General features: G+C 54.0%; 21 protein-coding genes. 8 read left to right on the top strand and 13 right to left on the bottom strand.

Translation table 11 applies throughout. The annotated features are described in order from the left end of the window. Nucleotides 1-55 precede the first annotated feature (55 nt). The 5 genes from mdcE to mdcA are packed head-to-tail and all read right to left on the bottom strand — an operon-like array spanning nt 56 to nt 4501. Nucleotides 56-856 carry a biotin-independent malonate decarboxylase subunit gamma gene (gene mdcE, locus B1H58_RS10590; RefSeq protein WP_085070108.1) on the bottom strand — a complete coding sequence of 267 codons (801 nt, stop codon included), beginning with the start codon at nt 854-856 and terminating at the stop codon, nt 56-58. Next, nucleotides 853-1686, bottom strand: coding sequence for a biotin-independent malonate decarboxylase subunit beta (locus B1H58_RS10585; protein ID WP_085070107.1), 834 nt, complete (start codon nt 1684-1686; stop codon nt 853-855). Before B1H58_RS10585 ends, mdcE begins: the two co-directional genes overlap by 4 nt. Beyond that, complete coding sequence (gene mdcC / locus B1H58_RS10580; protein ID WP_085070106.1) at nt 1679-1978, bottom strand: malonate decarboxylase acyl carrier protein; 300 nt, start codon at nt 1976-1978, stop codon at nt 1679-1681. Before mdcC ends, B1H58_RS10585 begins: the two co-directional genes overlap by 8 nt. Before the next feature lie 7 nt (nt 1979-1985). Next, on the bottom strand, nt 1986-2846 hold the full coding sequence (locus B1H58_RS10575; RefSeq protein WP_085070105.1) for a triphosphoribosyl-dephospho-CoA synthase: 861 nt from the start codon (nt 2844-2846) through the stop codon (nt 1986-1988). Continuing rightward, on the bottom strand, nt 2846-4501 hold the full coding sequence (gene mdcA / locus B1H58_RS10570) for a malonate decarboxylase subunit alpha (RefSeq protein ID WP_085070104.1): 1656 nt from the start codon (nt 4499-4501) through the stop codon (nt 2846-2848). The genes B1H58_RS10575 and mdcA overlap by 1 nt, the downstream gene beginning before the upstream one ends. A gap of 854 nt (nt 4502-5355) precedes the next feature. Between mdcA and B1H58_RS10565 the strand changes: the two genes are divergently transcribed. Then, complete coding sequence (locus tag B1H58_RS10565; protein ID WP_085070103.1) at nt 5356-5976, top strand: response regulator transcription factor; 621 nt, start codon at nt 5356-5358, stop codon at nt 5974-5976. 107 nt (nt 5977-6083) lie between these two features. Here the strand turns inward: B1H58_RS10565 and B1H58_RS10560 are convergent, their stop codons facing one another. The 4 genes from B1H58_RS10560 to tcuC form a co-directional block, all read right to left on the bottom strand. After that, entirely contained in the window at nt 6084-6689 is a 606-nt protein-coding gene (locus B1H58_RS10560; RefSeq protein ID WP_085070102.1) for a hypothetical protein, read from the bottom strand. Nucleotides 6690-6903: 214 nt separating this feature from the next. Beyond that, the gene (locus tag B1H58_RS10555; RefSeq protein ID WP_085070086.1) at nt 6904-8313 is read right to left on the bottom strand and encodes an aminotransferase-like domain-containing protein; all 1410 of its coding nucleotides are present in this window, start codon (nt 8311-8313) and stop codon (nt 6904-6906) included. Between the two features lie 85 nt (nt 8314-8398). After that, the gene (locus B1H58_RS10550) at nt 8399-10492 is read right to left on the bottom strand and encodes a putative bifunctional diguanylate cyclase/phosphodiesterase (RefSeq protein ID WP_085070084.1); all 2094 of its coding nucleotides are present in this window, start codon (nt 10490-10492) and stop codon (nt 8399-8401) included. Nucleotides 10493-11046: 554 nt separating this feature from the next. Further along, a complete protein-coding gene (gene tcuC, locus B1H58_RS10545) occupies nt 11047-12372 on the bottom strand; it encodes an MFS transporter (protein WP_085070082.1) in 1326 nt (441 codons plus the stop codon). Between the two features lie 318 nt (nt 12373-12690). Between tcuC and B1H58_RS10540 the strand changes: the two genes are divergently transcribed. Beyond that, on the top strand, nt 12691-13584 hold the full coding sequence (locus B1H58_RS10540) for an SDR family oxidoreductase (RefSeq protein WP_085070080.1): 894 nt from the start codon (nt 12691-12693) through the stop codon (nt 13582-13584). Between the two features lie 299 nt (nt 13585-13883). Here B1H58_RS10540 and exbD read toward each other — a convergent pair whose 3' ends face one another. Further along, a complete protein-coding gene (gene exbD, locus B1H58_RS10535; protein WP_085070078.1) occupies nt 13884-14306 on the bottom strand; it encodes a TonB system transport protein ExbD in 423 nt (140 codons plus the stop codon). A gap of 5 nt (nt 14307-14311) precedes the next feature. Beyond that, a complete protein-coding gene (exbB, locus tag B1H58_RS10530) occupies nt 14312-15049 on the bottom strand; it encodes a tol-pal system-associated acyl-CoA thioesterase (protein WP_208615354.1) in 738 nt (245 codons plus the stop codon). Between the two features lie 353 nt (nt 15050-15402). Between exbB and B1H58_RS10525 the strand changes: the two genes are divergently transcribed. The 5 genes from B1H58_RS10525 (at nt 15403) to B1H58_RS10505 (ending at nt 20414) form a co-directional block, all read left to right on the top strand. Next, complete coding sequence (locus B1H58_RS10525) at nt 15403-16380, top strand: TRAP transporter substrate-binding protein (RefSeq protein ID WP_085070076.1); 978 nt, start codon at nt 15403-15405, stop codon at nt 16378-16380. 52 nt (nt 16381-16432) lie between these two features. Continuing rightward, on the top strand, nt 16433-16939 hold the full coding sequence (locus B1H58_RS10520) for a TRAP transporter small permease (RefSeq protein WP_085070074.1): 507 nt from the start codon (nt 16433-16435) through the stop codon (nt 16937-16939). A gap of 13 nt (nt 16940-16952) precedes the next feature. Continuing rightward, complete coding sequence (locus B1H58_RS10515; RefSeq protein WP_085072284.1) at nt 16953-18239, top strand: TRAP transporter large permease; 1287 nt, start codon at nt 16953-16955, stop codon at nt 18237-18239. 197 nt (nt 18240-18436) lie between these two features. Beyond that, nucleotides 18437-19630, top strand: coding sequence for a cystathionine beta-lyase (gene metC, locus B1H58_RS10510; protein WP_085070072.1), 1194 nt, complete (start codon nt 18437-18439; stop codon nt 19628-19630). Between the two features lie 124 nt (nt 19631-19754). Next, nucleotides 19755-20414, top strand: coding sequence for a DedA family protein (locus tag B1H58_RS10505; RefSeq protein ID WP_085070070.1), 660 nt, complete (start codon nt 19755-19757; stop codon nt 20412-20414). A gap of 22 nt (nt 20415-20436) precedes the next feature. Here B1H58_RS10505 and B1H58_RS10500 read toward each other — a convergent pair whose 3' ends face one another. Then, complete coding sequence (locus tag B1H58_RS10500) at nt 20437-21330, bottom strand: AraC family transcriptional regulator (RefSeq protein ID WP_085070068.1); 894 nt, start codon at nt 21328-21330, stop codon at nt 20437-20439. A gap of 199 nt (nt 21331-21529) precedes the next feature. Between B1H58_RS10500 and dkgA the strand changes: the two genes are divergently transcribed. Further along, nucleotides 21530-22354 (top strand): 2,5-didehydrogluconate reductase DkgA, encoded by an 825-nt coding sequence (gene dkgA, locus B1H58_RS10495; protein ID WP_085070066.1) that lies wholly within the window; start codon nt 21530-21532, stop codon nt 22352-22354. 282 nt (nt 22355-22636) lie between these two features. Here dkgA and ftsP read toward each other — a convergent pair whose 3' ends face one another. After that, nucleotides 22637-24061 carry a cell division protein FtsP gene (ftsP, locus tag B1H58_RS10490; RefSeq protein ID WP_085070064.1) on the bottom strand — a complete coding sequence of 475 codons (1425 nt, stop codon included), beginning with the start codon at nt 24059-24061 and terminating at the stop codon, nt 22637-22639. Between the last annotated feature and the right edge of the window lie 24 nt (nt 24062-24085).

The raw sequence follows: 24085 nt of genomic DNA, 5'->3' as shown, positions 1-24085 counted from the left end.
TGGATGGGCAACAGGTGCCCATCACTATCGACCTGGCAGGTTTGTCTTAACATGATTACCAGTGCGCGCGCATACATTCGCGCACCAGCGCAGAGCTGCGGCGGTTATCGCCACGTAGACGATGCTTCAGGGTGCGATCGCCCGCACGCGCATCTTTGATGGCGCGAATCAGCGACTCGGTCACCTGCTGTTTTTCCTGCTCGCCCGGGGCATCGGGTTTAGCGATGTTCAGCATCTCATCGAGAATGCCCAGCGTCTGGAAGTTTTTAACGTCGTAGGCCATCGGCGGCACGGTAGAGGCCAGCTCGATCAGCGCTTCTACGCTACGCAGGGTGATACGCGCCGCTGATGCCTGTCCCATTGCATGGATCATGACGCCAGGATCGTTGAAGGCGATCAGCCGGTTTGCCTGATAGCCGTGCGCCAGAAACGCGCCGGACATCGCTTTGCCGACGATCAGACCGATAACCGGATGGCCCGCCAGACGCGCCTGCGCCCAGGCCGCCGCCGAAGCTGCCAGCGCCTGATGGATGCCAAAGGCTTCTTCACGACGCCCATAGGCCTGGCTCGGCACATCAATCACTGCCACGATAGGGCGTTTATGCTCCGACTGCTCATCGGCAGCGATGGTTTCCTGCACCACCTTCGCCAGCGTCCAGCCTTCAAGCAGGCCGACTTCCCCGCCCGCAGCACGCGGGAAATGGTTGTTTTCGTCTGGTACTACGGCGATATAACGCACGCTTTCACCGTCCAGTTCGGCATCCGCCGCCTGGACCGACGGACAGAGACCGCCTAAACGCGGCGCGTCCTGACTCAGCAGCGTTAGCCAAATCTCGCCACGACTGTTGGTTTTCATAACGCATCCCCCGCAAAAAATTGTTGAATTTGTTCGCTTTCCGGCTGCTGAGTGGTATCCACCTTGTTCAGACGTGCCAGCATGGCCTGATAGTTATCGGTGCGGTGCCGCGCCGGAACGCCACGCGCCAGTGCTTTAGTCACCGCATCTTTCACCGCGTGTACGCCATCATTGACCAGTACGTCAGCCAGCCCGCTGCGATAGCGTGCTTCGCCGCCGGTCATGCGCCAGATAAATGGACGATCGCGCGAGTCATATTCATCAATACCCGCTTCCTGTTCGATAACCTGCGGGCCGTTCAGCCCCAGGCGCGCTTCACGGGTAACAATCAGCGAGCTGCACAGGCCAGCGGCAATCGACATCCCGCCAAAGCAGCCAACGGTGCCGGCAATAACGCCAACCACCGGGGTATAGCGGCGTAAATCAACGATTGCCGCGTGAATATCGGCGATCGCTGCCAGCCCCAGGTTAGCTTCCTGCAAACGTACGCCGCCCGTTTCCAGGCAAAGTACCGCCTGCGTCGGCACGCCACGGCGATGATCTTCCGCCGCCAGCTCTAACGCCGCTGCCATTTTCGCGCCGGAGACTTCCCCCATACTGCCGCCCTGGAAGGTACCTTCGATGGCGATCACCACCGTGGGCTTGCCCTCTATGGTGCCTTTGGCCACCACCATGCCGTCATCGGCCTGTGGCACAATGCCCTGCATCGGCAGCCACGGCGACATCACGCCGTCGAACGGATCAAGCAGTTCGCGGTAAGACCCTTCATCCAGCAACAGACGTGCGCGCTCACGCGCCCGCAGCTCAATAAAACTGCTGTCGTTACGCATTGGCCGCCTCCTCAAATACCTGTTCGATACGAATACGCGCGACGCCTGGCGTAGCGCCAAAATCATGAATCGTCAGTTGACCTGCCGGTAGTTCGGTAAGCGTGCTGAGACGGTCAAACAGCGCCCGCCAGCGTGCTTCAAAATTGACGATGGAAGTGGTGATGCTGACTTCCAGTCTTTCGCCTTGATCGGCGACAAACAGGGCTTCCATATCACCGGAGCCCACAACACCAGCCAGCGCACGTCCATACAGCGTGCGAGTGGCGGGATAAGAAAGTGTGATTTGTTCCATAACATCCTCAATCTGTAGGTAAGCAAATACCATCGAGAAACAGCGTGGCCGCCAGCAGATCGGCTGCTCCGCCTGGCGAAGCATTGAGCTGCAGCATAGCGGCATCGAGACGCGCCAGCGCCTGGCGTCCGGCGAGGGTTGCACAGCCGCCAGCGTCCAGCACCTGCTGTGCGCCCTGCTGCATCGCCTGCAGGCCGGTCAGACCGGCGCGTGACAGCACGCAGGTATCGCTTAGCGAGGTCATGATCGCCATCAGAGCGTCAATGCGCGCCTCCGCTTCCGCTGCGCCAGCCGCACGGCTGCGACGGAGCTGAGGTAGCGCGAGCCGGGAAATATGCGGAAAAGCCTGCTGCGCCTCTTCACGCGCACCGGGAACCCGATAACGCTGCGTTGCCCGCAACCCTTTGCTGAAGGTGCGCGGCGCGCGATCGTCAGGCAGGCGCGCCAGCACGGCGGCGGCCTGACAAATGGCTGTGGCCTCCGCTTTGCCATCCAGCATCGCCGCGCCGCTGACCAACAGTCCCAGCGCCCAGATCGCGCCACGATGGGTATTGACGCCCCGCGTAGCGGCCATCATTTGCGCTTCGCCAACGCGGCCCAGTTCGCCAACCTGCTGACGCAACGCAACATCCGCTGGACGCAGCCAGCTGTGCAGCGCCAGCGCATAAAAGGTTGGCTTCAGCGCGCAGGCGGATCGCTCCATCAGCGCCAGATTTAAATCCTGATGCGCCCCGCTGCCGCGCCCGTCAACCAGCCCCGGCTTCGGCGTTAAACGCGCCTCGGCGATCAGAGCGACCCTGGCCTGTTCCGCCAGCCGTAAAGCCAGCGTTTCGGCACGCTGCGGTGAGAGTTGCGGTTGGGTAGCCATTACCAGCTCCGGAATTTAGCCGGTGGGTTATAGAGACCGCCGGACCATTCCACCAGATCCGCTACGCTACCTGCGGCCAGCAGAGAACGGTTGGCTTCGCTACGTCGAATCCCTAAATCTTCCGGCCAGGCAATTTTGCCTTCCTGACGCAGCTTCGCTACGCGTTGAGCATCGACGCCCAGGCCGATATCGGTAATCCCGGCTACCGCAGCTACCATCGCCCGACGTTCTTCCATCGACTCGGCGCGGTAGAGGTAAGCGATACCTTCTTCGGTGAGAACATGAGTCACGTCTTCGCCGTAAATCATTACCGGTGCCAGTGGCATTGAGGAGGCTTTCGCCACGTCAACGGCATCCAGCTTCTCGACGAAAGTAGGCTTGCCGCCTGCCTGGAAGGTTTCCACCATCTGCACCACCAGTTTGCGGCCGCGCACCATGGGATCGGGCTTGTCGATCATTGCCAGCCAGGCCGGTGTGGCGTGGCGACGGCCATGGGGATCGTGACCCATGTTCGGCGCGCCGCCGAAGCCGGAAAGACGGCCACGGGTCACGGTTGAGGAGTTGGCGTAGCCGTCCACCTGTAGCGTTGAGCCAATAAACATATCCACCGCGTACTGACCGGCCAGCTGACACATGGCGCGGTTGGATCGCATCGAACCGTCCGAGCCGGTAAAGAAGATGTCGGGACGCGCGGCAATGTAATTTTCCATGCCCAGTTCGCTACCGAAGCTGTGAATGCTTTCTACCCAGCCGCTTTCAATAGCCGGAATCAATGTCGGATGCGGGTTCAGCGTCCAGTGTTTACAAATTTTGCCTCTCAGCCCTAACTGTTCGCCGTAGGTCGGCAACAGCAGCTCGATAGCGGCGGTATTGAAACCAATACCGTGGTTTAGCGACTCCACCTGATGTTCAGCGTAGATGCCTTTGATCGCCATCATTGCCATCAGGATATGTTCCTGTTTGATCAGGCGCGGATCGCGGGTAAACAGCGGTTCAATAAAGAAAGGCTGATCGGCTACCACCACGTAATCGATCCACGAGCCGGGAATATCGACGCGCGGCAGATCGCTAACGTCATCCACCAGCTCGTTAACCTGAGCGATAACGATACCGTTACGGAAAGCGGCGGCCTCGACCAGCGCGGGCGTATCTTCCGTGCTGGGACCGGTATAAAGGTTACCCTGGCGGTCAGCCTTGAAGCCCGCCACCAGCGCTATGTTCGGCACCAGATCAACATACAGACGGGCATAGAGTTCGATGTAAGTGTGGATAGCACCGATTTCCAGTTGACCATCTTCCAGCAGCTGCGAAATGCGCAGGCTTTGCGTGCCAGAGAAAGAGAAATCGAGCTTACGGGCAATGCCCTTTTCAAAAATATCAAGATGCTCGCTGCGGCTGACGCTCGGCATAATCATATGCAGATCGTGTACCTTTTGCGGATTAACCTCTGCCAGCATACGGGACAAAAAATCGGCCTGTTTCTGGTTATTCCCTTCCAGCACCACGCGGTCGCCGGGGGCAATCAGTTTTTCCAGAACGGTGGGTAAATCATGAGTGGGCAGAACTTTACCTGGGATAGAGAGAGACGCGATGCGTCGCTGTTTCTCTGTACGACGCGTATCCCAGACGCGGCCTGCCGATGCTTCAGACAACATGGCTAACCTCCTGGCTTGATAGTGATTTAATTAAAATCGACAGCTGGAAGTTTCCGCCTGGCAGGCTGAAGCATCAATTAAGGTTGACGTCAAAACATTAGCCTGAGAGTAATGGAATTGTGACGTATCTGGTATAGCTTAAACAGGTTGATTTGCGTTTAAGTTTGCTATGCGTTGGGAAAAGCGCTTCATGCCGCTAAGAGTAAAGGATTTAATTTATCACTACGCTGCCAGAAAGCTTGATTCTGCGGCTTATCCTTCCCTGACGCGCACAAAATCATTGTTACGCTAAACGGCTCTCGGTCACCAAAACACAGCGTAAACGTTTACACAGCGGACTCACCTGACTTAAGTACAGTTCTGTTATCATTCCTCTGATGCGGTTCCGCTTTAAGCGTAAAAGGCGCTTGTTTTCTGCTATGCGTCTGTCCTGGCCCGTCTGTTTCATTTAAAGAAAACGAAATTAATATTTACTTCATACAACTTTGGTTAAACCTGCTGTCGTTAATAATAGTTTTTACAGAGAAGCTTTATTCAATAACTTATTTTCCCTGAATTTTGTTTTCAATCAATTTTTACCAGGAAATAACCCCTTCCCATATTTTTATTTTTTGATGAGGGCCAGGATTTAACAAAGCATGAGGAAACATACCCAGCCAGAAATTAAACCTATCGGTTTTGCATTCAAATCGGAGAATAGCAGCGCGTTGCGTATCAGTAATGCCGCTTAATTAGAGACAATTCTCACATTGATAGATTAGGTGGAAAGTTATACTGCTTCACTGACTACGCCAGGGATACAAATGGATAAATATTATTATTTATGGATTTTATAATGTCACTCAGGATTAATTATGATTAACACAGTATTTATTGTTGATGACCATCCTTTTATCTGTTCAGGTATTAAGGCGTATTTACGCGCTAATGGCTATACCATTGCCGGTATCGCACAGGATGGCATTTCGGTGATTGCGGATGTTGGCCTGCATCGTCCCGATCTGGTGATTATGGATCTCAATATCCCGGGCAGAGATGGCATGCAAGTCATTGAAAGTTTGAAGCGCATCAACGCACGGCAAAAAATTATCGTATTAACCGCCTCAGAAAGCGAGTTTCATATGCAGCGCTGCCTGCTGCTGGGCGTTGATGGCTATCTGTGTAAAAGTCATGATATTACCCAGCTGTTACAGGCGATTCGCAGTATTGATAAAGGTATTAAATTCTATCCTTGCTCGCAAGATACAGAGGTAAAAGCGGTGCATTCGGAAAGTGAAAAATTAATGTCGCTTTCCTGCCGCGAGCTAACGGTGCTCAGAAAGCTGGCGGCCGGATATTCTAATAAAGAAATAGCCTTACAGCTTTCACTCAGTAATAAAACCATCAGCACCTATAAAATTAAAATATTGCGCAAGCTGGGTATAAAAAGCGTGGTTGATATTAATGAAGTCGCTAAAAGGAATTATCTGGTTTAGCCGGTTAATTGCGTGCAGAGATCTCTTTAATTCTTTCGATAAAACAGGCGTGTCAAAAGCGATGAATTTAACCTGAGCGGGCAGCCTGTCGCCGCCCCGTCTCTGGTTTAATTATGCTGAGCCTGTTGCTGCGCAACGGGATGCCAAAAATCGGTTACCGCACCTTCGCCGCCGGTTAGCGGATCGAACTGCGGTAAAGGCACCCGTTTAATAGTGCTCAGGGAGTTCTCCAGGATGCTTCTATCGTCACGCAACGTATCGGGTTCCATGCCTGCCGGATAAGCGCCAACGGTAAAGAAATCTTCGCTGGCCGCAATCTGCTGATGCCCTACACCTGCCGGAATAAGTACCGCATCGCCCATGCGCAGCGTTACCATGCGGCCGCTTTCGCCGCCAAACAACACTTCAGCCCAGCCCGCGCTGACGCCCAGCAGCTCATGACAGTTAGAGTGATAATGCGTCCAGGGAAAAATATCGGCGCGCCAGCGTGGCGGCCAGTGGTGTTCCGTAAACCGCTGTTCGAACCAGGCCGCAATGTCCTCAACATCATTTGGCACCACGCGCGGGTAGATAATCAACGGCAACGGGTTATTTGGAATACCGTTTGAAGGCATAGCCAGCATCAGATGCTGCGGGTTATTGGACGTCCCCGCAAAAGGTGTGCCTGCCGCAAATGACATCATTGTCATAAGACTGCACGATGAGGGAAACATACTACGCCTCCGGATTGGTCATAATGTTAATTGATTGTGGCAAAAGTTAATAACTTTGCAATAGGAATAACGACCAATTCACAATAAAATTCTTTAAATTTCAATACTTAAGTCAAATTACCCCACCAGCCCGGTGTGCGTTCATTTTTTTACGCATTTTCATGGCCGCGTTAAAGTATGCCAGGCCACTGTTACAGCTTTTAGCGAACACTTGTTACATCATGGCAGCAATCAACCCTCCCAGAATGGCCACAGCCGCTTCCTGTGCGCTATCCCACGGCCAGGAAGTATTAAAGCGAAAGTAGTTCGCGTACTGCTGTCCTGAGGAAAACATGCTGCCGGGAGCGATGCTGATGTTATGTTCCAGCGCGCGATAGTAGAGTTGTGTCGCGTTCACCTGTCCGGGCAGTTCAATCCATAAAAAGTAGCCACCGCGTGAATCATTGATTTTAGCGCCATAAGGCAGATGACGCTTAAGCGACTGACGGGCCAGATTTTTGCGCTGCTCCAGTACCTGACGCAGCTTGCGCAAGTGACTGTCATAGCTACGGGTACTCAGGTAGTTCGCCAGCGCCAGCTGCATCGGCGCGCTGGTGGCAAGCGTACTCATTAGCTGCAGCCGCTGAATACGCTGCGCCTGTTTGCCCGCCGCTACCCAGCCTACGCGAAAGCCCGCTACCAGATTTTTGGAAAAGGATGAGCAGTGCAGTACGCTACCCTGACGATCAAACGCTTTAGCCGGTAACGGCTTATCGGCACCGAAATAAAGCTCGCTGTAAACATCATCCTCGATCAGCGCCACCTGATGTGCTGCCAACAGCGCAACCAGCGCCTTTTTTTTCTCCCGGCTCAGGGTAAACCCTACCGGATTCTGCTGACTGGTCATCAGCCAGCAGGCTTTAATCGGCCAGCGTTTTAACGCCTGCTCAAGCTCGTTTAAATCCATGCCGTGCTGAGGATCGGTGGCGATGGCCACGGCTTTTAGCTTTAGACGTTCAATAGCCTGCAGCGCGCCGTAAAACGTCGGATTTTCTACCACTACCCAGTCGCCTGGCGCGGTGACCGCCTGCAAACTCAGGCTTAGCGACTCCATTGCTCCGTTAGTAATCACAATCTCATCCGGCGAAACGGCAATCCCCTGTTGAGCGTAGCGACGAGCCAGCGTTTTACGCAGCGCTTCGTTGCCGGGAGGCAGATTATTAATGGCGTCGCCCGGCGTCAGGCGATGAGAAACATGATTCAGGGCACGCATTAGCTGGCGCTGCGGAAAAAGCTCCGGATCGGGAAAGGCGGAGCCGAACGGGATAATCAGCGGATCGCGGCAGGCTTGTAACACATCGAAAATAAAGGAATTTATATCAACCGCTTCTGCCAGTTGCACCTTTTGATGGTTAACCGGCTGGCTGAGAAATTCAGCGCGCGGCGCAACATAATAGCCGGACTGCGGTCGTGAAACGATGCTGCCCTGGCTTTCCAGCACCTGATAAGCATGCATCACCGTCATCAGGCTCATGCCGCTCAGGCTAACCTGATCGCGCAGCGAAGGGAGCTTTTCGCCCGGCAGCCAGATTTCGGCATCTATTTGCGCCTGGATTTGCTCCACCAGCTGAAGATACTTTGCCATAAACTGTTACAGCTCCCGGAAGGCTAAAGGGCAACTATTATAGTTTTTCCCGGGCACAACGGATATCTCAGCCGCCCTTTATTCTCTACCGGACAATTTCAGCTGACTCGTTCTCCTGAGTTTTGACAAATTCCTTCAGCTCATGGATACGCTCAGGAGGGATCGGTTTTCCCAACAGATAGCCTTGTAAGCTGTTACAGCCAAGATTGGTTAAAAAGGCCTGTTGCTCCGGCGTCTCTACTCCTTCCGCCACCACTTTGAGGTTAAGCGACTGTGCCAGCGCTACAATCGCAGAGACAATAGTGGCATCTCCGCTGTCTTCACTGAGTTCGTTTACAAAGGCCCGATCGATTTTCAGTTCGCTGGCAGGCAGACGTTTCAGATAGAGAAGGCTGGAATAGCCGGTACCGAAGTCATCGATTGAAGCATTTACCCCGAGATCGGTTAGCGCCGTGAGAATGCGCACGCTCTCATCAGGATTGCGCATCGCGGTGGTTTCAGTGACCTCCAGCGTCAGAAGATGCGGCGGGATATGATGTTTTTCCAGCGCCGTCATGACGGTATCAACCAGTCCATTCTGTTCAAACTGCAACGCCGACAGGTTAACCGCTACGGACCAGTTTTTATGCCCCTGTTTATGCCATTCATGTAGCTGTCGGCAGGCTTCATTAATCACCCAGTTACCCACGCTAATAATCAGGCCGCTCTTTTCCGCCAACGGCAGGAAAGTATCCGGCGACAGCAGGCCATGCTGCGGATGTTGCCAGCGCAGCAGCGCTTCAAAGCCCACAATCGGGCCGCTTGGTGCGGTATATTTCGGCTGATAAAACAGTCGCAGTTCACTGTTATCCAGCGCCAGCCACAAATCGTTGATCAGCTGAAGCTGATTTTGCGCAATGGTGTTCATTGAAGGCTGGAAGAAATAATAGCCGTTGCGCCCGTTATTTTTGGTGTGATACATGGCGGCATCGGCGTTAAACATCAGTTCGCGTTCATCAACGCCATCTCCCGGATAAACCGCAATGCCGATACTGACCGAAACATTGAGTTCATAGCGTGAGATGTTAAAAGGTTTTCCTATCAACTTGACCAGCGCATCTGCGGTAACCGCAGCTTCGTTTGGCTCATCGATTTCCATTAGCAGCACAAATTCATCGCCGCCCAACCGCGCCAGCGTGTAGTGCCCGTTGATACTGGTTGTCATACGTTCCGTCACCGCTACCAGCAGACTGTCACCGATATGATGACCAAACGCGTCATTGACCGCCTTAAAGCCATCAAGATCCATAAACATCAGCGCAAAACGGCTATTTTCCCGCGTCGCTTTATTGATCGCCTGATCGAGACGATCCTCCAGCAGAATACGGTTCGGCAGACGCATCAGATTATCCTGTAATGCCAGCTGCGCCAGCTCGCGGTTGGCTTCCGCCAGGGATGAGGCGAGCATTGACGTACGCGCCTGCATGCGCGCATCAAGCATCGAAACCAATAACGTAATACCGAGAACAGAGAGTGATACCACCGCCACCAGAATCGCCAGCCAGTCGCTTTCAACGCCCTGGTGCATCATATGGCTTTCGGTGGGGAAACTGGCGGCGACCATGCCGGTATAGTGCATACCAGCAATAGCAAACCCCATGACTATCGCCGCGCCCGCGCGCAGCAGCGCCAGACGGCCTGCCCCTTTACGCAGCCGGAACGCCAGCCACAGCGCAGTGCCTGATGCCAGTAAGGCGATAACCACTGAAACAAGCACCCAGCCCCAGTTCCAGATAATCTCCGGCTCAAGCATCAGCGCGGCCATACCGGTGTAATGCATCGCTGCCACGCCGCTGCCCAGAATCAATGCGCCATAGCTTAAGCGCGGCCAGCGCAGTTCACCATAGCAGACGATCCACAATGCAAACAGCGAGGCGGCGACAGCAATAATCATCGACAGCAGCGTCAGCGGGCCGTCGTAGCTCATCATCATCGGCATCTTCATTGCCAGCATACCGATAAAATGCATCGCCCAGATGCCAATACCCATGGCAAATCCACCGCCAAGCAGCCAGGCCTGAGCTGCTCTGCCAGTGCTGTTTACTACCCGGCCCGCCATATCCAGCGCAGTATAGGAAGCCAGAAAAGCCACGAGTATCGATACGATAACCATTACCGTATCGTAAGACGTTATCAACATAGACTTATCCGCCAGTTAACGCCTGCAGCAGGCGCGAAATTAAAAAAGCAACAGCAAGCATTACACGGTTTGCATTGGCTAAGTTATCGGCATACCAGACCCAATACTTATCACTCTCTTGATGAATAAAAGAGATTGCCGGAAACAACATCCTGCCGGCGGCGGATATTGTTCAACGACAAATGAAAAATATATAAAAATGTTTTAGTTTATTTAGCAAATAACCCCTGGCACTGACGGACTTCAGGCCTGCCTGCTTATTCCCCAGCAAGCAACAAGGCTTTATAACAGCTTGTTTTTAGTGCCAGCTTAATCAGGTTAGCCTATAAAAAGGCGGTTTTTCTCATGCAGGAAAAGAAAATAACACTGTTAAACATTTTCGGATAGATATCACTGAGAGGGATCGGCGGGTTGACCTTAAATAATTCCAGGCCTGTCACGCGCTGCGGCTTAATAAATATCAACAAATATATGGTATTAAAATTTCTGTTTTCTGGTACCCGCTTTGCCAGAGCGGGTTATACAGTAAAAATAATTTATTGATTAGTCTATTATTACCCTGCCGTAGAGGCAGCGACAACGCCACCCTGACGCCTTTGATACTGCTTCAGCAATCGCCTGATAAGCAAGGTCCCCAGCAAGCCACAGACCGCAGCGATGGTTAACCAGACGCCAGGCATCGCTTTGTCACCGGTCACATGAATAAGATAGCTGGAAATCGCTGGCGTAAAGCCGCCAAACAGCGCAGTCGCCAGGCTGTAGGCCAGCGAGAAGCCACTGGCACGCACCTCAGCAGGCATGACTTCGGCCAGGTAGACAACCATCGCGCCGTTATAGCTGGCATAAAGAAAAGAGAGCCACAGCTCCGCCTCCAGCAAATGGCTAAAAGAGGGTGATTCCACCAGCCAGTGCAGCACAGGCCAGGCGGTCGCTATCATTAACAGGGTAAAGGTAATTAATAACGGACGACGGCCAACGCGATCGGATAACGCCCCCATTAGTGGCAGCCAGACCAGGTTAGAGAGACCGATACACAGCGTGACGAGAAAGCTCTGTTTATCGCTCATCATCAACACGGTTTTGCCAAAGGTCGGGGTGAAAGCGGTGATCATGTAAAACATCACGGTAGTGGTTACTACCATGAGCATACCTGCCAACACCAATGCCCAGTTACTGGCAACCGTGCGCATAATCGCGCGCATTGAAGGATGCTGCTTACGCTGACTAAAGGCTTCAGTTTCTTCCAGCATACGGCGGATCCAGAACAGAAACGGGACAATCAGACAGCCCACCACAAACGGGATACGCCAGCCCCATTCGGTGACCTCCTGCGGTGCCAGCAGATGGTTAAGCAGCAGGCCAAGCAGCGCGGCAAAGATCACCGCGATCTGCTGGCTGCCGGACTGCCAGCTCACATAAAAACCCTTGCGTCCTTTAGGAGCAACTTCACTCAGATAGACAGAGACCCCGCCCAGCTCGACGCCGGCGGAGAACCCCTGCAATAAACGTCCCAGCAGGATCAGAATCGGCGCGGCGACGCCGAGTGTGGCGTAGCCCGGTACGCAGGCGATAGTAAGCGTGCCCAGCGCCATCAGCCCCAGCGTAAGCAGCAAACCTTTACGCCTTCCGTGATGATCGATATATGCGCCCAACACAATCGCCCCCAGCGGACGCATCAGAAAACCTGCGCCAAAGGTCATTAGCGTCAACATTAGCGAGGCGAATGGATTATTGCCTGGAAAGAAGGTCTTAGCGATTGCGCTGGCATAATAGCCGAACACCATAAAATCATACATTTCGAGAAAATTGCCGCTGGTAACGCTGAAGATGGTTTTAGCGGCGCTGCGGCGCGGGTTTTGTAAATTTTTAACGGGGTTCATACTGGCTTCCTTGTGTTTTTTCCCCTTGTAGCCCGATTCCTGCCAGCATGATGTGATGATAATCACCATTTCAGTTTACAAAACGATCGGTTTAGTAACTATTATTTAACAAAGCAACATATGGATTATTTTTCGCTGAAAAAGGTGCTTTTTGATGGCGATTATTCATATTTATTAATATTTTCTCGCATTTTTTCTTCACGCTTTTTTCTAGTGCTGACAGTGACTTGACTGGTATGAGCAGTTACAGGACTCGACAACCCGTGGGTTTCTCCTAGCCTTAACAGTGAATTTTCTTTGAATACATCAGGAGGAAACATGGCAGACCAGAATAAAATGCAGAATCCTCTCACCCAGTATTACAGCGGTGAATACCCGAAACAGCGTCAACCCGCGCCAGGCATCCAACAGGATATGCAGCCGGTGCCGGACTGCGGAGAGCAAAGCTACCGGGGCAGCCAGCGTCTCGAAGGACGTAAGGCGCTGGTAACCGGCGCTGATTCCGGTATTGGCCGTGCCGCCGCTATTGCCTATGCACGTGAAGGTGCGGATGTGGCGATTAACTACCTGCCCGCTGAACAGCGTGACGCAGAAGAAGTGGCCAACTATATCCGTGAGGCGGGGCGCAAAGTTGTGCTGATTCCGGGCGATATCAGTGAAGAGGCGTTTTGTAAACAGCTGGTCGCGCAGGCGCATGAAGAACTCGGCGGGCTGGATATCCTGGCGCTGGTAGCGGGTAAGCAGGTGGCGGTTGAACAGATTGCCGAGCTGACGACTGAGCAGTTCCGTAAAACCTATGAGACCAACGTGTTCTCTCTGTTCTGGATCACCCAGGCCGCTATTCCGCTACTGCCGGAAGGCGCCTCAATTATTACCACTTCATCAATTCAGGCTTACCAGCCAAGCCCGCATCTGCTGGACTACGCTTCCACCAAGGCGGCAATCCTTGCCTATACCCGCGCGCTGGCGAAGCAGGTTGCAGAGAAAGGCATTCGCGTTAACAGCGTAGCGCCCGGCCCGATCTGGACCGCATTGCAGATCGCCGGTGGCCAGCCGCAGGAGAAACTGCCGGAGTTTGGTAAGCAGACGCCGATGAAGCGAGCTGGTCAGCCAGCTGAGCTGGCAGGCGTTTATGTCTACCTGGCCTCACAGGAATCCAGCTATGTGACGGCGGAAGTGCATGGCGTGACCGGTGGTGAACATCTGGGCTAAGGTTTGATTAGCCTGTCCTCTGGAGTTTTATCTCCAGCGTAGCGAGAGTGCCGCAGCGGATAACGCTGCGGCATTTTTTATGCGCCAACCTAACCCGATGGACTCACGTTTGCGCGCAGACTTTCCATGACCATAGCCATAGCCTTTCCGTGAAGGTTTTTCCTGTCTTATGTTGCAGCAACGTTTGTGCAGCCGGGTTTAAATTGCAGTGGGTTGAAAGCCTGGCGCTACTAATGTGCGTAACAAACAAGCGGGACAAAAAACAGAGGGTGTTTACCGGGGCAGGCTGCCCCGGTCGGTTACTTTTGCGCGGTTTCCATGCCCATCAGGCCAATCTTGAGATAGCCTGCGCCGCGTAGCGCATCCATGGCGCTCATCAGCGTTTCATAATCCACAGACTTATCGGCCTGGAAAAAGATAGTGGTATCTTTTTTGCCTTCGGTCTGTGCATTTAGCACCTCAATTAATTTATCTTTGGTCACTGCTTCATTGCCGATATACATCTGTTTATCTGCCTTAATTGAAAGATAAACCGGCTTTTCGGGACGCGGCTGCGGCGCACTGGTCGAGGCGGGCAAGTTAACCCGGACATCTACCGTGGCCAGCGGCGCGGCTACCATGAAAATAATCAGCAGCACCAACATCACGTCGATAAACGGCGTCACGTTGATTTCGTGCATTTCGCCGTTACTGTCTAAGTCGTCATTTAACCGCATCGCCATAACGTTTAACCTACCCGCAGTTTATGCGCACTCTGTACCGGCTGCGCGTCGTTTTTGCTGCGCGCCAGGTCAAGATCGCGGCTTTGCAGCAGCAGAACCTGCGCCGCTACATCGCCCAGGCCCGCTTTGTAGCTGGCGATCATGCGCGCAAAGATATTGTAGATGACCACTGCGGGGATAGCGGCAATCAGACCGATAGCCGTTGCCAGCAACGCTTCAGCGATGCCCGGCGCAACAACCGCCAGGTTGGTGGTTTGCGTCTGAGCGATGCCGATAAAGCTGTTCATAATGCCCCAGACGGTGCCGAACAGGCCGATAAAGGGTGCCACTGAGCCGATAGTCGCCAGGAAGCCGTTGCCGCGACCGGCGTGACGGCTGATAGCCGCAACGCGTCGTTCCAGGCGGAATCCGGTGCGCTCTTTAATGCCTTCGTTATCATCTGAACCTGCTGAAAGCTCCAGTTCATTCTGCGCTTCCTGAAGCAGCAGCGCGCTCTGGCTGCGTGCATGAAAACTGTCGCTGAGCTCGGCTGCCTGACGCAGCGAACGCGCTTCCGCCAGCGTCTGCTGTTCCTGTTTCAGACGCCGGCGCGCTGACGTCAGTTCAGTGAATTTGCCGAAGAAGATGGTCCAGGTGACAACGGACGCCATAAGCAGCCCAATCATTACCGCTTTTACTACGATGTCCGCATGTTCATACATGCCCCAGACAGAGAGATCCGTCTGCATCAGTTCACTGGTCACCACGCTATTTCTCCAACCTTAAGATGAGTCATTCAAACAGTTCCGGATCATACCAAAACAAAAGCGAATTGATACTAGTTCTCATTACTATTTACAAACATTTCTCGCGCTTTTGCGGTTTCTCGCGCGGTGCGGCGGAATGATGTAAGCGGTTAGTTTTTAAACTGTGACGCTGCGTATAAATTTATTAAAACATCGTTTTAATTTTGTGATGGAATTCATCCAATTCATCTGCGCCAATTTTTCACCTGCGCAATTTATCTATAGTGAATCAGCCCTGCTGGCCTCTGACCTTTACTCTCCCCTCTTTCAGACCAGAAACCGGGCTCCCTTTAAGCGCAGGAGAACATCATATGAAAATGAAAAAACTGTTGCTGGCGTTGTCGCTGGCATCCACCGCGCTGTTTGCTTCTACAGTCGCCTCGGCAAAGGTACTGAAGGTAGCGGAAGTCCAGCCTGCCGGTTATCCCACCGTTGTTGCACTTGAACATATGGGGGAAAAGCTGAAGCAGGCAACCGATGGACGGCTGGAGATGCGCGTCTATGCTGGCGGCACGCTGGGTGATGAAGAGCAAACGCTGCAGCAGGTCCAACTCGGCGCGGTGGATATGATCCGCGTCTCGCTGGCACCGGTCTCGACCATCGCACCGGAAACCGGCGTATTGACGCTGCCCTATATTTTCCGTGATGAAAATCATATGCACCAGGTGTTGGACGGCGAACCAGGCAAAGCGATTGTGGAAAAGTTTGAGCAGAACCCCCGATCGCGCATGGTGTTTCTTGGCTGGACCGACGCTGGCGTACGCAACATGATCACCAAAGATCCGGTAACGAAGCCGGAAGATCTGAAAGGGATGAAAATTCGCGTGCAGAACAGCGCCATTTCGCTGGCGACGCTGAAGGCGATGGGCGCTAACCCGGTGGCAATGGGCGTTAGCGAAGTATTCAGCGCGATGCAAACCGGCGTCGTAGACGGCACAGAAAATAACCCGCCAACCTTTGTCGCCCATAACTATCTGCCGGTAGCGAAGTATTACACCCTGACCGGGCACTTTATCCAGCCAGAAATGATCCTGTTCTCTAAACGCAGCTGGGACAAACTTTCGGCTGAGGATCAGGCCCTGCTGCGCAAGCTGGGTAAAGAAGCGCAGGAAGATGAACGCAAGCTATGGGCTGAATATAACCAGCAGTCGCTGGATAAAATGAAAGCGGGCGGCGTGACCTTCCAGCAGATCGATCGCGATGTCTTTGTGAAGGCGACGCAGCCGGTCCGCGATCAATACGGTAAAGAGTATCAGGATCTGATGCAGCAAATTGCTGCGGTGAAATAACCTTTTCCCTGCGCCACGTCTCCTCGTGGCGCCGCTACTCAGGTAACACACTATGTCTGCATATTCACGTTTGATGGATGCGGTCTACCTGCTGTGCATGATCATCGCCGCCGTATCTTTATTGTTAATGGTCACGGTGATCCCCATCGGCATTTTTGCCCGCTATGTGATGAACGATTCTCTCTCCTGGCCGGAGCCGGTCGCCATTGTCTGCATGATCATTTTTACCTTTATCGGCGCGCCGGTCGGGTTCCGTGCAGGAACCCATATCTGCGTGACAATGGTGACCGATCGCCTGTCGCCGCACGGGCAAAAAATAGCGCTGCTGTTAAGCAATCTGCTGATGCTGGTCGCCTGCCTGGTTATTTTTCAGGCCAGCTATGCGCTGTGCGAAGCGATGTGGTACCAGCCGCAGGCCTCCCTGCCAGCCATCACCTTTGGTCAGATGTATCTGCCTATCCCGGTCGGCGCGCTGCTGACCATTCTGTTTGTGATTGAACGCCTGCTGTGCGGCGATCAGTCCGAGCGCCCGCTGGTCAGCCTTGGCGGCACCCACTGATTCGGAGCTTATGATGGACGCACTGATCTTGATTGGCAGTTTGATGATCCTGTTGCTGATGGGCTTTCCGGTTGCTTTTGCCGTCGGCCTCAGCGCCTTTATTGGTGCCTGGTGGATCGATCTGCCGCTGGAAGCGGTGGTGATTCAGATTACCAACGGCGTTAATAAATTTTCGCTGCTGACCATCCCGTTTTTTATTCTGGCGGGGGCGATTATGGCCGAAGGCGGCATTGCCCGACGGCTGGTTAACTTTGCCTATATTTTTGTCGGGTTTATCCGTGGCGGGCTGTCGCTGGTGAATATCGTTGCCTCGACCTTTTTTGGCGCAATTTCGGGCTCATCGGTGGCGGATACTGCCTCCATCGGCTCGGTGATGATCCCGCAGATGGAAGAGAAAGGCTATCCACGTGATTTCGCTGCGGCGGTCACCGCCAGCGGTTCCGTGCAGGCGATACTGACGCCGCCCAGCCATAACTCAGTGATCTATTCGCTGGCCACCGGCGGCGTGGTGACCATCTCCTCGCTGTTTGTCGCCGGTATCGTACCCGGTCTGCTGCTGGCGCTGTGCCTGATGGTGATGTGCCTTGGTTTTGCGCGTAAACGCGGTTATCCACGTGGTGAACGTATCCCCTTCCGTCAGGCGGTAAAGATTTTTCTTGACGCTTTCTGGGGCCTTTTTACCGTGGTGATTATCCTCGGCGGCATTCTTTCCGGTATTTTTACCGCGTCGGAGTCGGCGGCTATCGCCTGCCTGTGGGCTTTTTTTGTCACCATGTTTATCTATCGCGACTTTAAGTGGAATCAACTGCATATTCTGCTGTTCCGCACCATTAAAACCGTCACCATTGTCATGGTGCTGATTGCCTTCGCTTCCGGCTTTGGCGCGGTAATGACTTTTATGCAGTTGCCGCAGCTAATTACTGAATTTTTTACCAGCATTTCTGATAATAAATATGTCATCTTGATGTGCATTAACCTCTTGTTGCTGGTAGTGGGTACGCTGATGGATATGGCACCGATTATCCTGATCCTGACGCCAGTGCTGCTGCCGGTGATTTCGGCTTTGGGCATTGATCCGGTGCACTTCGGCATGATCATGATGATCAACCTCGGCATCGGCCTGATTACGCCGCCGGTGGGTTCGGTGCTGTTTGTCGCCAGCGCGGTCGGCAAGCAGAAGATGGAGCAGGTGGTAAAGGCAATGCTGCCGTTTTACTGCTTGCTGTTTGTGGTACTGCTGCTGATTACCTATGTCCCGGCCATTTCTCTGTGGCTGCCGCATATGATGGGCGTGATGTAACCCGCTCTTGTTTTGCCGCAACGGGGTTTTTGCCGCAGCGGTGGCACGAATAATGCCCGGCTGACGATGAGGGGTCATCGTCAGCCTTTTCTTCTCTCTCTGGCTACTGTCTGATAGTGGCAATTCGCTCTCAACCCCGACCCGCTAAACGTGGTAAGTTAACGCCTCACTACAGGTAAGGCAGGACCGCTGGCAGCATGTCGAAAAAAAATATTGAAACCACACTGATTAGCGCAGGACGACAACCACGTTACACGCAGGGCTCCGTTAACAGCGTTATTCAACGCGCCTCTTCTCTGGTATTTGCTACCGTTGCCGATAAAAAACGCGCCACCGCCGGACGTGCGCAGGGCGAATTGTTTTATGGCCGTCGTGGCACCTTAACGCATTTCTCGCTCCAGGAAGCGATGTGCGAGCTGGAGGGCGGCGCAGGCTGTGCGCTTTATCCTTGCGGAGCGGCAGCGGTATCCAATGCGATTCTGGCATTTGTCGAAGCGGGTGACGAGGTCCTGATGGCCGGTTCGGTTTATGAGCCTACCCAGGATTTCTGCAATAAGCTTCTCGCTAAACTGGGTGTGACGACGCGCTATTTCGATCATCTCGCCGGTGCTGATATCGCCGATATGGTGCAGCCTCACACCAAAGTGGTTTTCCTCGAATCGCCCGCTTCGATCACTATGGAAGTGCAGGATGTGCCCGCTATTGTGCAGGCGGTGCGCAGCAAAGCGCCCGATGCGATTATTATGCTGGATAACACCTGGGCTGCCGGTTTGCTGTTCCGTCCACTGGATCACGGCGTGGATATCTCTATTCAGGCAGGCACCAAATATCTGGTGGGTCATTCTGATGCGATGATCGGCACTGCCGTCAGCAATGCGCGCTGCTGGGATCGCCTGCGCGAAAACTCCTATCTGATGGGCCAAATGGTGGATGCGGATACCGCGTATGTCACCAGTCGCGGCCTGCGTACGCTGGCGGTACGCCTACGCCAGCATGAAGAAAGCGCGCTGGCAGTGGCTGAATGGCTGTCGACACGCCCGGAAGTGGCGCGCGTTAATCATCCGGCGTTGCCGCAGTGCCCTGGTCATCAGGCCTGGAAACGCGATTTTAGCGGCAGCAGTGGTCTGTTTTCTTTTGTGCTGGCGCAAAAACTGAGCGATGAAAAGCTGGCAGAATTCCTTGATGGTTTCCATCACTTCAGCATGGCGTACTCGTGGGGCGGATTCGAGTCACTGATCCTGGCTAATCAGCCAGAAGAACTGGCAGCGATTCGTCCGGTGAACGGCGTGGATTTTAGCGGGACCCTGGTGCGGTTGCATATCGGGCTGGAGCATCTCGACGATCTGATTGACGATTTAGCCGCTGGTTTCGCGCGTATCGCCCAGCCATAAGCGGTAAAAATCACGCTAACCTTAAACGAATACTTAACGGGGTGCCCTCTGTCGTGCTTCGGCAGCAGACGGGTGTCCCTTTGCAGTTACAATTAAACGATTACCACAGTCAACGAGGAAGCACATGGGTGTGATACATGAGATTGTTCAGGCGCTATGGCATCAGGATTTTGCCGCGCTGGCCAATCCGGATGTGGTTTGGATCGTTTACGGCATTATGTTTCTTACGCTGTTTCTGGAAAATGGCCTGTTGCCCGCTTCTTTCCTGCCGGGCGACAGCCTGCTGCTGCTGGCGGGCGCGATGATTGCCAAAGGGGTGATGGATTTTATCCCTACGCTGGTTATTCTGACCACTGCCGCCAGTCTCGGCTGTTGGCTAAGCTATTTGCAGGGTCGCTGGCTGGGCAATACCCGACTGGTGAAAAGCTGGCTGATGCATCTGCCCGCGCAATATCATCAACGCGCCTGGCATCTGTTTAACCGCCACGGCCTGATGGCGTTGCTGGTTGGCCGTTTTCTGGCCTTTGTACGTACGCTGTTGCCCACCATGGCGGGCATTTCCGGCCTGCAAAACGGACGCTTTCAGCTGTTTAACTGGCTGAGCGGCCTGCTGTGGGTGACGATTGTTACCGCCTTTGGCTACGGTATCAGTCAGGTGCCCTTTATTAAGCGTCATGAAGATCAGGTGATGGCGATTCTGATTATTTTGCCCGTCGCCCTGCTGTTTTTGGGCCTGGCAGGCAGCGTTGCGCTTATCTGGAAAAAGCGCCGTCAGCGCGCCTGAGCATTAGCGGCTGGCGGGCCGGTTAGCCTGCCAGCCGCATTCTTGTGATCTCCTCACCTGGCGTGACGCCGAAGTAGCGCTTAAATTCGCGCGAGAACTGCGAAGCGCTTTCATAACCCACTTTCATTGCCGCCGCGCTGGCCTTTAAGCCCTCCTGCAACATCATGTTGCGCGCCTGATGCAGCCGATAAGTTTTCAGATATTGCAGCGGCGAGGTGCTGGTTACCGCCTTAAAGTTATGATGAAACGCTGAAACGCTCATATTCACTTCTGCCGCCAGCAGTTCAACGCTAAGGCTGTCGGTATAGCAGCTTTCAATACGTCTCAGCGCTCGCGCTATCTGGCTGAACTGGGTATGGCGGCTGACCAGCGACAGTAGCGCGCCACCGCAGGGGCCGGTCAGAACGTAATAGAGGATTTCCCGCACGATTTGCGGCCCGAGCACGCGCGCATCGCGATCTTTTTGCATTACATCCAGTAGCCGTTCGGTCGCGCATAGTAACTCTTCTGAGAGAAGGGCTGAGTGAATACCCTGGTTTAACGGCTTAGGCTGGAAGCTTTCGTCATTATTAAGTTCGATGAGCAAATCCTGCAGCTTTGGCATATCCACATGCAGCATAATGCCTGCCAGCGGATGTTCCGGCGTCGCGAAAGTTTCGCATTCAAACGGCAATGGAACGGTCAGCATCAGATATTTGCTGGCATCGTAGTTAAAGGTGGTAGTACCGATATAGCCGACTTTTTTGCCCTGAAACAGAATGACAATGCCAGGCCGGTACATGACCGGCGTGCGGCCCAGAGTATTATCAGCATAAAGCAGCTGCACCTCTGGCAGTTCAGGCAAGGCAGCGCGTTCGGCTTTACGCAGTTGAATCACTTTTAGCGCCAGGCCGGCGCAGATCGCTTCCCGATCCATCTTCTCTACTCACGTCAGTTAACCTTTCAGCAAGTTTGCCCCTGGTCAGAAAAATTCTCCAGCGGCCTGGAGAAACAGGCAAGTTTCCGGCAGAAATGAGCACTGGACTTTTTATCCCGTCCCGGACGGCTCTGCCGTTACAGCATATCTCGACTAAACTTAAGCGTTATCGGGTCCAACTCACCATTAAGGAGAAGTTATGGCAGACCAACCAATTATTAAACTGCGTGACGGCAATATGATGCCGCAGCTGGGACTCGGCGTCTGGCAGGCCAGCGTAGAGGAAGCGCGCGATGCGGCGCTGAAGGCGCTTGAAGTGGGTTATCGTTCTATCGATACCGCCGCCATTTATAAAAATGAGGAAGGGATAGGTCAGGCGCTGCAGCAAACGGATGTGGCGCGTGAAGATATTTTCGTGACGACAAAACTGTGGAATGAGGATCAGTTGAACTGGCAGCAGGCGATGGAAAGCAGCCTGCAAAAATTACAGCTGGAGTATGTCGATCTCTATCTGATGCACTGGCCTTGCCCCGGGAAGGATAATTATGTTGAGGCCTGGCAAGGAATGATTGCGCTGCAGCAGCAAGGACTGGCGAAAAGCATTGGCGTCTGTAATTTTCAGGAGAAGCACCTGAAGCGGTTAATTGATGAGACGGGCGTTACGCCGGTAGTGAATCAGATAGAGCTGCATCCGCTGCTTCAGCAGCGCGAACTGCATGCCTGGAATGCCATGCACCAGATCCAAACCGAATCCTGGAGCCCGCTGGCACAGGGCGGCAAAGGCGTGTTCGATCAGGAGGTGATTAAGCAGCTGGCGAAGAAATATGGCAAGACGCCAGCGCAGGTTGTGATCCGCTGGCATCTGGATTGCGGTCTGGTGGTTATTCCGAAATCCGTAACGCCATCGCGCATTGAGGAAAATTTCCACGTGTTTGATTTCCGCCTGGAGAAAACAGAGATCAGTGAGATTGCGAAAATGGATCGCGGTACGCGTCTGGGGCCACACCCGGATGAGCTGAATTGAGGATGATTGATTTAGCGGCTCGCTGCTGCTGACAGTCGCGGTTGATTCTGATAAAAATCGCGGTTAGGTCTGGCGCTCCCGCAGGGAGACCGGGCCGATCGTAAAGACGCAAACAACGTCATCCCTGACAGCTCGGCCCGCGCCTTCCCTGGCGCGGGACGCTTTACTCTTCTGCCCGGTCTCCCTGCGCTCTGGCTTCAGCTATCGCTTTAAGAGGTGTTCGCCTGCCGCGCTGGTGGTTAATCAACAACTTTAACAGCCGACAGGGTAACATTATTACGCTTAGCCGACCTGGCTCGGCTGCACTAACAGTTGTCCCGCTGTACCGCGATCCGCCATCTCCAGCGTCTGGCTGTAATACACAAACGGGAAATGTTCAGACGAAGGCTGATTATAAGCCACCAGCAGTTCTACTTCGCCATCCACCCAAACGGTATCTTTCCAGCCGCGATCTTCGCCGAACGGCTGCGCGCCATTGACGCTTTTCACTAAGAAGGTTACGCCCTGAATATGGAACGCCTGCGGCGTATCGGCATGGACGATCCAGCGTTCGTAGCTGCCCTGCTGCGCCTGAATATCAATACGCGACATATCCCACAGCGCGCCGTTAATACCCGGCAGCGCATCGCCCAGACGCAGTTCACGGGTGCGAATCGGCGTACCGTCGAGCAGCTGATCGGCCAGCAAACGCATCGGCAGATTATCCGTCACCAGCGGCAGCAGGCCGGTAGGCCGCAAGGTTAAAATCAGCGTGGAGGTTAAAATGCTGGAGGGTTCAAACAGGCCACGCAACCGATCCATAACGCCCGCCGCCACGCCTGCGGTGATGGAAACTTCCTCTCCCTGCGACATATCCAGCAACACTTCACGTCGCTCGCCGGGTGCCAGCGAAAGCTGTTGCACCGCCACCGGCGCTGGCAAAAAGCCCTGATCGCTGGCAATCACATGGAAAGGACGATTATCACTGAGGACCATCTCATAACGGCGGGCGTTAGAGGCGTTCAGCAACCGCAGACGCACCCAGCCGCGCGATACTTCAACAAACGGATTCTGGACGCCGTTAACCAGCAGCGTATCGCCCATCAGCCCGCCGTTTTCCGGTGGGTTATAGACCGGCGCGCCAAAGTTATCGAGGCGTTTGTCCTGAATAATCAGCGGAAAATCATCCACGCCATAGTGTTTGGGAATAGGGAGCGATTTGCTCACCTCATCCTCAATCAGCCACATGCCCGCCAGACCGTTATAGACATGCTGTGCCATCCGGTTCGGCGTGCTGGCATGATACCAGCAGGTGGCGGCGCGCTGGCGCACCGGCAGCACCGGTGCCCAGTCCACACCCGGCGATATCATACGCGGTGCTCCGCCGCTCAGCGCCCCCGGCACCAGCAGGCCGCTGACGCTCATCGCTACCGGCTCATTTAACCGGTTATTGTAAATCAGCTTAACGTCATCACCGCTCCAGACACGCACCGTTGGCCCCAGATAGAGGCCATTGATACCCCATACCGGCACCTTGTTATTATCGCCGGAAAAAGACCAGTGGCTGCGCTGCGCCGTAAGAAACAGCGGCTGCCCCCGGCGTGATTCCAGCAGCGGCGGGATCGGTAATGGCGTTTCATTGCCTGCTGCTTGCGCGCTAACCGGCAGCGCCCCCGCGCACAGGGCTATGCCCGAAGCCTGTAGAAATTGACGTCGACTGAAAGACATAACGACTCCATAGCGGTGCGCGCG

Source organism: Pantoea alhagi (genome assembly GCF_002101395.1).
GTDB classification, from domain to species: Bacteria; Pseudomonadota; Gammaproteobacteria; order Enterobacterales; family Enterobacteriaceae; genus Mixta; species Mixta alhagi.
The sequence above is the reverse complement of the archived record's forward strand: the minus strand, read 5'-3'. Positions and strand labels throughout refer to the sequence as shown.

Bases quoted from the DNA above. Each gene is read 5' to 3' on its own strand.
- mdcE (WP_085070108.1), bottom strand. From the start codon at position 856: ATGAAAACCAACAGTCGTGGCGAGATTTGGCTAACGCTGCTGAGTCAG.
- B1H58_RS10565 (WP_085070103.1), top strand. From the start codon at position 5,356: ATGATTAACACAGTATTTATTGTTGATGACCATCCTTTTATCTGTTCA.
- B1H58_RS10520 (WP_085070074.1), top strand. From the start codon at position 16,433: ATGTCTGCATATTCACGTTTGATGGATGCGGTCTACCTGCTGTGCATG.
- B1H58_RS10550 (WP_085070084.1), bottom strand. From the start codon at position 10,492: ATGTTGATAACGTCTTACGATACGGTAATGGTTATCGTATCGATACTC.
- B1H58_RS10575 (WP_085070105.1), bottom strand. From the start codon at position 2,846: ATGGCTACCCAACCGCAACTCTCACCGCAGCGTGCCGAAACGCTGGCT.
- B1H58_RS10515 (WP_085072284.1), top strand. From the start codon at position 16,953: ATGGACGCACTGATCTTGATTGGCAGTTTGATGATCCTGTTGCTGATG.
- mdcC (WP_085070106.1), bottom strand. From the start codon at position 1,978: ATGGAACAAATCACACTTTCTTATCCCGCCACTCGCACGCTGTATGGA.
- metC (WP_085070072.1), top strand. From the start codon at position 18,437: ATGTCGAAAAAAAATATTGAAACCACACTGATTAGCGCAGGACGACAA.
- B1H58_RS10505 (WP_085070070.1), top strand. From the start codon at position 19,755: ATGGGTGTGATACATGAGATTGTTCAGGCGCTATGGCATCAGGATTTT.
- mdcA (WP_085070104.1), bottom strand. From the start codon at position 4,501: ATGTTGTCTGAAGCATCGGCAGGCCGCGTCTGGGATACGCGTCGTACA.
- B1H58_RS10500 (WP_085070068.1), bottom strand. From the start codon at position 21,330: ATGGATCGGGAAGCGATCTGCGCCGGCCTGGCGCTAAAAGTGATTCAA.
- B1H58_RS10540 (WP_085070080.1), top strand. From the start codon at position 12,691: ATGGCAGACCAGAATAAAATGCAGAATCCTCTCACCCAGTATTACAGC.
- B1H58_RS10560 (WP_085070102.1), bottom strand. From the start codon at position 6,689: ATGTTTCCCTCATCGTGCAGTCTTATGACAATGATGTCATTTGCGGCA.
- tcuC (WP_085070082.1), bottom strand. From the start codon at position 12,372: ATGAACCCCGTTAAAAATTTACAAAACCCGCGCCGCAGCGCCGCTAAA.
- B1H58_RS10555 (WP_085070086.1), bottom strand. From the start codon at position 8,313: ATGGCAAAGTATCTTCAGCTGGTGGAGCAAATCCAGGCGCAAATAGAT.
- B1H58_RS10525 (WP_085070076.1), top strand. From the start codon at position 15,403: ATGAAAATGAAAAAACTGTTGCTGGCGTTGTCGCTGGCATCCACCGCG.
- B1H58_RS10585 (WP_085070107.1), bottom strand. From the start codon at position 1,686: ATGCGTAACGACAGCAGTTTTATTGAGCTGCGGGCGCGTGAGCGCGCA.
- exbD (WP_085070078.1), bottom strand. From the start codon at position 14,306: ATGGCGATGCGGTTAAATGACGACTTAGACAGTAACGGCGAAATGCAC.
- dkgA (WP_085070066.1), top strand. From the start codon at position 21,530: ATGGCAGACCAACCAATTATTAAACTGCGTGACGGCAATATGATGCCG.
- ftsP (WP_085070064.1), bottom strand. From the start codon at position 24,061: ATGTCTTTCAGTCGACGTCAATTTCTACAGGCTTCGGGCATAGCCCTG.